This is a genomic window from Pseudomonas sp. 3HC3, assembly GCF_044904505.1.
Lineage (GTDB): Bacteria > Pseudomonadota > Gammaproteobacteria > Pseudomonadales > Pseudomonadaceae > Aquipseudomonas > Aquipseudomonas putida_Y.
This window is the reverse complement of the sequence record NZ_JADDRH010000017.1, coordinates 113,713-124,980: the sequence shown is the minus strand read 5'-3', so window position 1 is coordinate 124,980 and position 11,268 is coordinate 113,713. Positions and strand designations below refer to the sequence as shown.

At 64.7% G+C, this 11,268-nt stretch carries 7 protein-coding genes; 3 read left to right on the top strand and 4 right to left on the bottom strand.

What is annotated here, in order from left to right:
• Positions 1-188: 188 nt before the first annotated feature.
• Positions 189-986, bottom strand: a complete 798-nt coding sequence (gene map, locus INQ47_RS20090; protein WP_404702421.1) for a type I methionyl aminopeptidase — start codon at positions 984-986, stop codon at positions 189-191.
• A 318-nt stretch (positions 987-1,304) separates the two neighbouring features.
• Here map and INQ47_RS20085 point away from each other — a divergent pair, with 318 nt between their 5' ends.
• The 3 genes from INQ47_RS20085 to nirD all read left to right on the top strand — a co-directional run bounded on the left by INQ47_RS20085 (position 1,305) and on the right by nirD (position 8,525).
• On the top strand, positions 1,305-5,330 hold the full coding sequence (locus INQ47_RS20085; RefSeq protein ID WP_404702420.1) for a molybdopterin-dependent oxidoreductase: 4,026 nt from the start codon (positions 1,305-1,307) through the stop codon (positions 5,328-5,330).
• Between the two features lie 280 nt (positions 5,331-5,610).
• Positions 5,611-8,163 carry a nitrite reductase large subunit NirB gene (nirB, locus tag INQ47_RS20080; protein ID WP_404702419.1) on the top strand — a complete coding sequence of 851 codons (2,553 nt, stop codon included), beginning with the start codon at positions 5,611-5,613 and terminating at the stop codon, positions 8,161-8,163.
• On the top strand, positions 8,163-8,525 hold the full coding sequence (gene nirD, locus INQ47_RS20075; RefSeq protein WP_404702418.1) for a nitrite reductase small subunit NirD: 363 nt from the start codon (positions 8,163-8,165) through the stop codon (positions 8,523-8,525). Before nirB ends, nirD begins: the two co-directional genes overlap by 1 nt.
• 127 nt (positions 8,526-8,652) lie before the next feature.
• On the opposite strand, the gene INQ47_RS20070 is transcribed toward nirD, so the two are convergent.
• From INQ47_RS20070 to INQ47_RS20060, 3 genes are read right to left on the bottom strand one after another with little or no spacing between them, the layout of a single operon-like run.
• Positions 8,653-9,603, bottom strand: a complete 951-nt coding sequence (locus tag INQ47_RS20070) for a 2-hydroxyacid dehydrogenase (RefSeq protein WP_404702417.1) — start codon at positions 9,601-9,603, stop codon at positions 8,653-8,655.
• Positions 9,604-9,627: 24 nt separating this feature from the next.
• A complete protein-coding gene (locus INQ47_RS20065) occupies positions 9,628-10,386 on the bottom strand; it encodes an SDR family oxidoreductase (protein ID WP_129933456.1) in 759 nt (252 codons plus the stop codon).
• Positions 10,387-10,404: 18 nt separating this feature from the next.
• Positions 10,405-11,115 (bottom strand): fumarylacetoacetate hydrolase family protein, encoded by a 711-nt coding sequence (locus INQ47_RS20060; RefSeq protein WP_252458956.1) that lies wholly within the window; start codon positions 11,113-11,115, stop codon positions 10,405-10,407.
• Between the last annotated feature and the right edge of the window lie 153 nt (positions 11,116-11,268).

The following is an 11,268-nucleotide window of genomic DNA, read 5'->3' as shown; positions in this document are numbered from 1 at the left end:
AGCGGTAGTTCAGTCGGTTAGAATACCGGCCTGTCACGCCGGGGGTCGCGGGTTCGAGTCCCGTCCGCTGCGCCATATTCAACTTCCAGGGCCCACTGAACACCCGGAAGTAACAAAGAAAGCGACCCTAGGGTCGCTTTTTTTGTGCCTGAATTTTGTACTCATACCTGCAAGCGTTTGCCGCAGCTTCAGCCACGACGTTCCTCCTCCCGCAATGTCAGCACCTCATACCCCCCCTCAGTCACCGCCACGGTATGCTCCCACTGCGCCGACAAGCTGTGGTCCCGGGTGATCACCGTCCAGCCATCCTTCAACTCGCGCGTGCCGCGGCCACCCTGGTTGATCATCGGCTCGATGGTAAACACCATCCCCGGTTTCAGCTTCATGCCCATGCCGCGCTGGCCAATGTGCAGCACCTCTGGCGCTTCATGCATCTGCTGGCCAATACCGTGGCCGCAATACTCGCGCACCACGCTGTAACCCGCCGCCTCGGCATGGGCCTGCACGGCATGGCCGATATCACCCAGCGTTGCCCCAGGGCGCACCTGCTCGATGCCTTTCCACAATGCGTCATAGGTGGTGTCGACCAGGCGCCGGGCTTCTTCGCTGATTTTGCCGATGCCATACATCTTCGACGAATCGGCAATGTAGCCGCCCTGTTCCAGAGTGATGTCGACGTTGATGATCGAGCCTTCCTTGAGTACCTCATCGACCTTGGGGATGCCGTGGCATACCACGTGGTCCACCGACGTATTGAGCGAGTAAGGGAAACCGTACTGGCCTTTGCTTGCAGGCCGTGCCTTGAGCGTATCGACGATGAACGCCTCGGCGCGGTCGTTGATCTGCATCGTGGTCACACCGGGGCGGATGAAGCTGTCGAGTTCGGCGAACACCTGGGTCAGTAGCTGGCCGGCGCGGCGCATCAGGTCGAGTTGGGTGGGGGTCTTGAGGATCACCTGGGACATGGGGGGAGGGTAGTTGCTCATGCTGGAAATTGCCCCAGCATAGCGCCAGCGGGTACCGGCTTGCCACCGCATGGTGCGTAGCCTGTGCAGGCCTCTTCGCGAGCGCGCCCGCTCCCACAGGTACGGCGTCACCCTCAGGTCTTGCGATATCCCTGTGGGAGCGGGCATGCCCGCGAAAGGGTCGGTATAGCTGGCCCATAAATTGCTGATCTACCCTCATCCCGGGCTATCAACGTCGACAGCCCTCACCACTTCACGACAAAGGCGCCGTGTTGCCCCGCTTGCATCAGCATGTCGGGGCAGCCGGCGCCTTTTTGCGTTTTCCACAGGAGCCCGCCCATGGCCAACAGCGAAGTACGCAGCGTCTGCCCCTACTGCGGCGTGGGCTGCGGCATCGTCATGAGCGTTGCCGATGGCAAGGTCGGCAAGATCAGCGGCGACAAGCTGCACCCGAGCAACTTTGGCCGCCTATGCACCAAAGGCCTCACCGCCCACCTGCCACTGAGTGCCAGCGGGCGCATGGCCGACGCCTATGTGCGCCAGCAACGCAGCCAGCCGTCAGTGCGCACCAGCATGGACCAGGCCATCGCCGTCACCGCCGAGCGTCTGCGCGGCATCATCGACCAGCACGGCCCGGATGCCGTGGCGCTGTACGTGTCCGGGCAAATGTCGCTGGAGGCCCAGTACCTGGCCAACAAGTTGGCCAAGGGCTTTATCCGTACGCGCCACATCGAGTCCAACTCGCGCCTGTGCATGGCCAGCGCCAGCAGTGGCTACAAGCTGTCGCTTGGCGCCGATGGCCCACCTGGCAGTTACCAGGACTTCGAGCACGCCGACGTATTTCTGGTGATCGGCGCCAACATGGCCGACTGCCACCCGATCTTGTTCCTGCGCCTGCTTGACCGGGTCAAGGCCGGCGCCAGGCTGATCGTCGTCGACCCGCGGCGCAGCGCAACCGCCGACAAGGCCGACCTGTTTCTGCAGGTGCGCCCCGGCAGTGACATGGCCTTGCTCAACGGCCTTTTGCACCTGCTGCATCGCAACGGCCACACCAACCCCGACTTCATCGCCCGCCACACTGAAGGCTGGGACGAACTGCCGGCCTTCCTCGACGACTATACCCCCGAGCGCGTAGCCGCCATCACCGGGCTGGCCGAGGCCGATATCATCAAGGCCGCCGAATGGATCGGCAGCGCCAACAACTGGATGAGCTGCTGGACCATGGGCTTGAACCAGAGCATTCACGGCACCTGGCACAGCAACGCCATCTGTAACCTGCACTTGGCCACGGGTGCCATCTGCCGCCCCGGTAGCGGCCCGTTCTCGCTGACCGGCCAGCCCAATGCCATGGGCGGCCGCGACATGGGCTACATGGGCCCCGGCTTGCCAGGCCAGCGCTCAGCGTTGGTGGAAGATGACCGAGCGTTCGTCGAACGACAATGGCGACTGCCACCCGGCAGCCTGCGCAGCGAGGGCGGCGAGGGTACGGTGGCGCTGTTCGGGCAGATGAAAACCGGTGAAGTGAAAGCCTGCTGGGTCATCTGCAGCAACCCGGTGGCCAGTGTCGCCAACCGCCAGCAAGTGATCGACGGCCTGCGCAAGGCCGAACTGGTCATTACCCAGGACGCCTTCCTTGACACCGAAACCAACCGTTACGCCGACATCCTGCTGCCGGCCGCGCTGTGGGCCGAAGGAGAGGGCGTGATGATCAACAGCGAGCGCAACCTGACCCTGATGCCCCGCGCTGTCGAGCCGCCCGGGCAAAGTTTGCCGGACTGGCAGATCATTGCCCGCGTGGCGTGTGCCATGGGCTATGCCGACGCCTTCGACTACCCCAATGCCGAAGCGGTGTATGAGGAAATACGCCGCTTCCACAACCCCTCAACCGGTTATGACCTGCGCGGTATCGGCTATGCCGAATTGCGTACGCAGCCGCGCCAGTGGCCCTGTGCGCCGGGCAGCCAACAGCAGCGCAGCCCGCTGCGCTACCTCAACGACGGCAGCAGCCAGGCGCTACTGCTCGATGCCCGGGGAGGGCGGCCGGCACTCGCCTTTCCCACCGCCAGCGGCAAGGCGCGCTTCTTCGCCCGGCCCTGGTTGCCGGCAGCGGAATTGCCGGACGATGACTACCCCATGGTGCTTAACACTGGCCGTGTGCAGCACCAATGGCACACGTTGACCAAGACCGGCAAGGTGCCGGCACTGAACAAGCTGGAGCCCGGCCCCTACCTTGAGATTCACCCCGAGGATGCTGCCCGGCTGGGTGTTGCTGAAAAGGACCAGGTGGCCGTTCGTTCGCGCCGGGGTCAAGCCGTGCTGCCGGCACGCATCAGTGACCGGGTCATGCCGGGCAACTGCTTTGCGCCGTTTCACTGGAATGACCTGATCGGTGAGCAATTGGCGATCAACGCCGCGACCTGCGATGCGGTCGACCCGCTGTCGCTGCAGCCTGCCTTCAAACACTGCGCCGTAGCCCTGGAGCGGGTCGCAGGCGAGCGCATCGACGCCCTTGATCTGAACACTGCCACTGTAGAGCCAGTCCGCATGCCGACCGCCACCCTGTCCCGTCTGCTTGGCCTGCACACCCTGCCGGTTCCGGTGCTGGCCGAAGAAGAGCGTCATTACCTGCAAGGTTTCCTGCTAGGCCTGGACCAGGCCCGCGCCGAGGGCGTACCCCGCCTGCCGGCCAGTGCGCCGCTGGCTGCCAGCCGTCGTTTGTTTGTCGACGGTTTGCTGGCCGGGCTGTTCGCCCAGCCTGCAACTGCGCCCATCTCGGCACAGGCCGCGCCATGGCATCAGGTGCTGTGGGCCTCGCAGACCGGCACTGGTGAGCAACTGGCCGAACGCTGTGCCGCGCGCCTGCGTGGTGCTGGTCTGAACGTGCAACTCAGCTGCCTGGAGGCGGTCAGCCCAAGCCAGCTGCAGGGCGCTGCCAGTGTGGTGTTGATCGCCAGCACCTTTGGCGATGGCGACGCGCCCGACAGCGGCGCGGCATTCTGGCAGGCCTTGCAGGGTGAGGAGGGCGCTCACTGCGCCGGGCTGCCCTATGCCGTACTGGCCTTGGGCGACTCCAGTTACGACCAGTTCTGCGGCTTTGGCCGCAAGCTCGACCAGCGCCTGGCCGAGCTGGGAGGGCGGCGCCTACTGCAACGGGTGGACTGCGAGCCAGACTTCGACGAAGCCTTTGCCGGCTGGCTCGAAGCACTATTGCCTGCACTGGGCAGTGCTGCGGCACCACCACCGGTGAGTGAACCTGCACCCTTGGCGGCCTATAGCAAGCAGCAACCCTGGATGGCCACTGTGCTGGAAAACCGCCTGCTCAATGGCCCCGGCGCCAGCAAGGAAACCCGTCAGCTGGTCTTCGACTTGGGCAGCAGCGGCTTCAGTTATGCGGCCGGCGATGCCCTGGGCGTATGGCCGCGCAACTGCCCGGCCCTGGTAGAAGAGCTGCTGACGCTGATGCAGCTCGATGGCCAGGCGATGGTCGAACTTAAAGGTCATTGCGCCATGCCATTGGCCGAAGCCCTGCAAACACACCTGGAAATTGCCAAGGTCACTGCGCAGCAACTGCAGGCATTTGCCAGCAATGCGCCTGACCTGCAGCGTTTGCTGCAGCCTGAATGCAAGGCCGAGCTGCAAGATTGGCTGTGGGGCCGGCAGCTGGTCGATGTGCTGCGCGCCTTCCCTCAGCAATTGTCGCTGGCCAGCTGGCTGGAACTGCTCAAGCCATTGCAGCCGCGGCTCTATTCGATCAGCTCCAGCCCACTGGCGCACCCAGGCCAGGTGCATCTGACGGTATCGACGGTGCGTTATGGCGAACGTAAAGGCGTGTGCTCAAGCTTTCTTGCCGACCGTGCGCAGGTGCAGAAAGTGGCGATCTTCCCGCAGGTGTCGAAGCACTTTCGCTTGCCCGAGGACGACAACGTGCCGGTGATCATGGTGGGCCCTGGTACCGGCATTGCACCGTTCCGGGCGTTCCTCGAGGAGCGAGAGGCTCGGGGGGCAAAAGGCGACAACTGGCTGTTCTTCGGCGAGCAGTACGCAGCGACCGATTTCTATTACCGGGAGCAGTTGCAGGCCTGGCAAGCGGCGGGACACCTGCGGCTGGACACGGCGTTCTCGCGGGACCAGGCCGAGAAGATTTATGTGCAGCAGCGCATGCTCGAGCAGGGTGCGCTGCTGTGGCAGTGGCTGCAGGTGGGGGCTTATTTCTATGTGTGTGGCGATGCCCAGCGCATGGCCAAGGATGTGGATGCGGCGTTGCGGGTGATCGTCGCCGAGCATGGCCGGATGGATGTAGCGGCGGCTGCGGCTTATGTCGAAGGCTTGAGCAAGGCCAAGCGTTATCGGCGCGATGTGTACTGAAGTGCTCCAAGATGGGGTGTTGTGCCCTTTGAATGTGCATTGGCTGGGCTGACCCCTTCGCGGGTGAACCAGTGGAGGCCAGTGTAGGAGCGGGTTTACCCGCGAAGAGGCCGACACAGGCAACCCAGGCAACCCGATTGGCACGCTCCCTGCTTAACCTTGGATACAACAAAGCCCACTGATCAACGGCGATCAACCGGGCCCCCTACCGTGATGAATACAGGCAAAGGCGCCTGGAGCTTCGGCTCCAGGCGCTTTTTTTTTGATCGAGGATCGGCTTATGAAGGCAACAGCGAGCAGCGGGCAACGAGAGCGACTGGTCATCGTCGGCAACGGCATGGTCGGCCACCATTGCGTCGAACAACTGGTCAGTCGCGGCGCCCTGCAGCGCTTCGAGCTGCGGGTATTCGGCGAAGAGCGCCAACGCGCGTATGACCGCGTGCACCTGTCCGAATACTTCGGCGGCAGCTGTGCCGAAACCCTGGCCCTGTGTGAGCACGATTTCTACGACGCCAATGGCGTGCACCTGCACCTGGGTGAAGCCGTGCTGGAGATCGACCGTGAGCGCCGCGAAGTCGTCACTGCCGAAGGTCGCTATGGCTACGACCAACTGGTGCTGGCCACCGGCTCCTATCCCTTTGTGCCGCCTATCGAAGGCTCCAGCGGCAATGCCCGCCTGGTCTACCGGACCCTGGACGACCTCGATGGCATTCGTGCTGCCGCAGCAGGTGCCCGCCGAGGGGTGGTAGTCGGCGGTGGCCTGCTTGGCCTGGAAGCGGCCAACGCCCTCAAGTCGCTGGGGCTGGAAGCCCACGTGGTGGAATTCGCCCCACGGCTGATGCCGGTACAGCTGGACGGCGAGGGCGGTGCCGCGTTGAAGGCGCAGATCGAAGCGCTGGGTGTGGGGGTGCACCTGGCGCGCGCCACCCAGTCGGTCAGTGCCGGTGAAACCTACCGCTACCGCATGAACTTCGACGGCGGTGAGCACCTGGAAACCGACCTGATCGTGTTCTCCGCCGGTATCCGCCCACAGGATGCACTGGGCCGGGGCTGCGGCCTGGACATTGCGGCGCGCGGTGGCGTGGTCATCGATAACCACTGCCGCAGCAGCGACCCACGCATCTTCGCCATCGGCGAGTGCGCCTCGTGGAACGGCAGCGTGTTCGGCCTGGTCGCCCCGGGCTACAGCATGGCGCGCAACCTGGCTGGGCTGCTGATGGGCGAGGCGGCAGTAGCGTTCACCGGCGCCGACATGTCGACCAAGCTCAAGCTGCTGGGTGTGGATGTCGGTTCGATCGGCGATGCCCATGGTGCCACACCGGGCGCGCGCAGCTATCGCTTCATCGATGAAGCCAACAGCGCTTACCGCCGTTTGGTGGTGGATGCCAGCGGCAAGCACGTGCTCGGCGCGGTGCTGGTCGGTGACAACAGCTATTACGATACCCTGTTGCAGTACGCCCAGAACGGCATCGCCCTGCCGGCCGACCCGGCAGCGCTCATCTTGCCGCAAGGCGGTGGTGCGCCGGCCTTGGGCGCCGATGCGCTGCCTGACAGCGCGACCATCTGCTCCTGCCACAACGTCAGCAAGGGGGCGGTGTGTGCCGCGATCGACAGCGGCTGCAGCGACCTGGCTGCGGTCAAGGGCTGCACCAAGGCCGCGACCGGCTGCGGCGGTTGCGCGGCCCTGCTCAAGCAAGTCTTCGAGCACGAACTGACGGCCCGCGGTGTGGCGGTGGACAAGAGCCTGTGCGAGCACTTTGCCTACACCCGGCAGGAGCTGTACGGGTTGGTGCGGGTGGAAGGTATCCGCACCTTCAGCGAACTGCTCGAACGCCATGGCAAGGGCCATCTGGGGTGTGACATCTGCAAGCCGGCGGTGGGCAACATTCTCGCCTCGTGCTGGAACCAGCCGATCATGGACCCGGCGCTGGTACCGCTGCAGGACACCAACGACACCTTCATGGCCAACATGCAGAAAAACGGCACCTATTCGGTGGTGCCGCGCATTCCCGGCGGTGAAATCACCCCTGACAAGCTCATCGTCATCGGCCAGGTGGCCAAGAAATACGACCTGTACACCAAGATCACCGGTGGCCAGCGCATCGACCTGTTCGGCGCCCAGTTGCACGAGCTGCCGCTGATCTGGGGCGAACTGATCGAGGCCGGTTTCGAAACCGGCCACGCCTACGGCAAGTCGACCCGCACGGTGAAGTCGTGCGTGGGCAGTACCTGGTGCCGTTACGGCGTGCAGGACAGTGTCGCCATGGCCCTGCGCCTGGAAGATCGCTACAAGGGCTTGCGCAGCCCCCACAAGCTCAAGTTCGCGGTATCGGGTTGCACCCGTGAATGCGCCGAGGCGCAGAGCAAGGACATCGGCGTTATCGCCACCGACAAGGGCTGGAACCTGTACGTATGCGGCAACGGCGGCATGCGCCCGCGGCATGCCGAGCTGTTCGCCACCGACCTGGACGACGAAACCCTGGTACGCCTAATCGACCGCGTGCTGATGTTCTACATCCGCACGGCCGACAAGCTGCAGCGCACCTCGGTGTGGCGTGAAAACCTGGAAGGCGGGCTGGACTACCTGAAGCAGGTGATCATCGACGACAGCCTGGGCCTGGCCAACGAGCTGGAAGCGCAGATGCAGCATGTGGTCGACCAGTATGAATGTGAATGGGCCAATGCCCTCAATGACCCGGAGAAGCTCAAGCGCTTCCGCACCTTCGTCAACGACCGCCGTGCTGACCCGGACGTGCACTTCGTGCGCGAACGCGAACAACGCCGGCCCGCCGCACCGCTTCACCTGATCCCAACTGTCGAGGAGGCTGTCTGATGAACCTGGCCAATGCTGCTGTGAACACGCAAGAAAACTGGCAGACGGTGTGCCAGGCACAAGACCTGGTGGCTGACTCCGGGGTGGTGGTGTGGCTCGACGGCGCCCAGGTGGCGCTGTTCTACCTGCCGGGGCAGGCGCAGCCGCTGTACGCAGTGGACAACCGCGACCCACGCTCCGGTGCCAACATCATCGGCCGCGGGCTGGTGGGCAGCGTGCAAGGTGAGTTGGTGGTGGCAGCGCCGCTCTACAAGCAGCACTTCAGCCTGCAGAGCGGGGAGTGCCTGGAGGATGCCGGGCAGAGGTTGCGGGTGTGGCCGGTGCGGTTGAAGGGGGAGGCGGTGGAGCTGGCGGTGGCCTGATACCCCTTTGCTGCCTGTGCCGGCCTCTTCGCGGGCAAGCCCGCTCCTACGGAATCTGCACCGCCTTGTAATACGGCGCCGACCCTGTGGGAGCGGGCTTGCCCGCGAAGAGGCCAGCACAAGCCGACTAGATAACCAACCCCTGCGGCGTGCGCCCGGCAAACACATCCACCAGGCTGGCCACCACCATCTCGCCCATGCGCGTGCGGGTCTGTACTGTGGCACTGGCGCGATGCGGTTGCAGCACCACATCTTCACGCTCGAACAAAGCCTCGGGCGCTCGCGGTTCATCGGCAAACACATCCAGCGCCGCGCCAGCGATCTCGCCGGCCTGCAACGCCGCGACCAACGCGGGTTCGTCCACCAGCTTGCCGCGTGCGATATTGATCAGATACCCCTCGGCGCCCAACGCCCGCAGCACGTCGCGGTTGATCAGCGCCTCGCCCTTGTCAGCCGCCGCCGCGAGGATCAGCGCATCGCTGTCCTCGGCCAACTGCAGCAGATCTGCCTCGAACCCGTAGGGCACATCCAGCGCCTGTAGATCGGTGTAGCGGATCGGGCAACCGAAGGCTGCCGCCCGCTGTGCTACCGCCCGGCCGACCCGGCCCATGCCAACGATGCCCACGCGCATGCCCGACACCTGCCGGGCCAGTGGCAGCGGTGCCAGCGGCGTGGTGCTGGTGGCCCAACGGCCGGCGCGAACGAAGCGGTCACCGGTGCAGATACCCCGGCACAAGCCGATCAGCAGGCCGATGGCAAGATCGGCGACGTCCTCGGTGAGCGCACCGATGGTCGCCGTCACCTGGATGCCGCGATCGCGGGCATAGGCCAAGTCTACCGCGTCGGTGCCGACGCCATTGACGGCGATCACTTCGAGGTTGGGCAGGCGCGCCATCAGCGCCTGGCTGATGCCGGTGTGGCCGCCGGTAATCACGCCGCGAATGTTGCTTGCATGCTGGCTGACGTAGGCCTCCTTGTCGGCCTGTTCGTAGTAGCGGTGTACGGTGAACAGCTGTTCCAGGCGCTCACGGATCTGCGGGATCAGGATAGGGCTCAGTTGCAGGACTTCTGGTTTCATCGGTCACTCCATCATAAACAGGGATCAGCCACGGCCAACGAACGGCATGTTGCTGGCCATCACGGTCATGTTCAGCACGTTGGCGTCGAGCGGCAGCGCTGCGATATAGCGCACCGCATCGGCCACATGGCGCACGTCGAGCATCGGCTCGGCGGCGATCTCGCCATTGGCCTGGCGCACCCCACGGGTCATGCGCTCGGACAACTCGGTCAGGGCGTTGCCGATGTCCACCTGGCTGCACACGATGTTGTAAGGCCGACCATCCAGCGCCAGCGCCTTGGTCAGGCCCAGCACCGCATGCTTGCTGGCGGTGTAAGGTGCGGTGAACGGGCGTGGGGTGTGCGCCGAGATCGAGCCGTTGTTGATGATCCGCCCGCCTTGAGGCTGCTGGCGACGCATCAGGCCGAAGGCGGCGCGGGCGCACAGGAATACACCATCGACATTGGTGGCGATGACGTTGCGCCAGTTCTCCAACGGCAGCTCGTCGACGGGTACAGCGGGGGCGTTGATGCCGGCATTGTTGAACATCACGTCGAGGCGGCCATGCACCTCCTCGATGGTGGCGAACAATTGCGCAACGCTTTGCTCATCGCGCACGTCAGTGGGAACGGCCAAGGCCTCACCGCCCGCTGCTAGCGCTTGCTCGACGACGGCTTGTAGCGGTTCGGCGCGGCGCCCGGCGAGGACCAGGCTGAAGTTGTCCTCGAGCAGGGCGAGGGCGACGGCACGGCCGATGCCACTGCCAGCACCGGTGACCAGCGCAACTTTCTTGTTTTGGCTCATCGATAGGCTCCAACAGGTTCAGGCGGCGTTGGCGGTATGCCCGGCAGGGCGAGGGCCGACGTGCAGGTGCAGTTCGCCGATACCATCGATGCCTGCATGAAGGGTGTCGCCCGGGTTCAGCGGGGCCACTCCGGGCGGGCTGCCGGTCATGATCAGGTCGCCCGGGCGCAGTGGCAGTTGGCGAGACAGCCTGCTGATCACTTCGGCCAATGCCCAGGTCTGCTGGCTGAGGTGTGCCCGTTGGCGCTCTTGGCCATTGACCTGCAGCCATAGCGACGTGTCCAGCGGCCAGTCGCATTCGCTGGCGGGGACGATGGCGGTCATCGGTGCCGAAGCCTCGAACACCTTGGCGCCTTCCCACGGCAGGCCCTCGGCCTTGGCCTTGCGCTGGTGATCGCGACGGGTCATGTCTAGACCGGCGGCAAAGCCGAACACGTGCTCCAGGGCATGCTCGCTGGCGATGTTGGCGCCGCCTTTGGCGATGGCCGCGACCAGCTCGATTTCATGGCAGAACTCGTCGGTCTGCGGCGGGAAGGGCAGTTCGCCCAGTGCCTCGACCACGTTGCTTGCCGGTTTCATGAAAAACACAGGCTCCTGCGGCGCCGCGCCGTAGGATTCCGGCCATGGGTAGTTGCGGCCGAGGCAGAACACCCGGCCGACCGGGAAGCGCGCATCGCTGCCGCGGATCGGCAGGCTGACGATGGCCGGCGGGTTGAACAGGTAGGTCATGGGTGGATCCTCCGTACTGGAGTGGACAGCGTATCCAGCGGCTGGCCGGCAAAGTTGGACGAAAGCGGGGTTGGGTTGGACTATCCAAGGCACCTGTACCGGCCCTTTCGCGGCTAAAGCCGCTCCTGCAGGGATAGCGTCAAACCGGGGGGC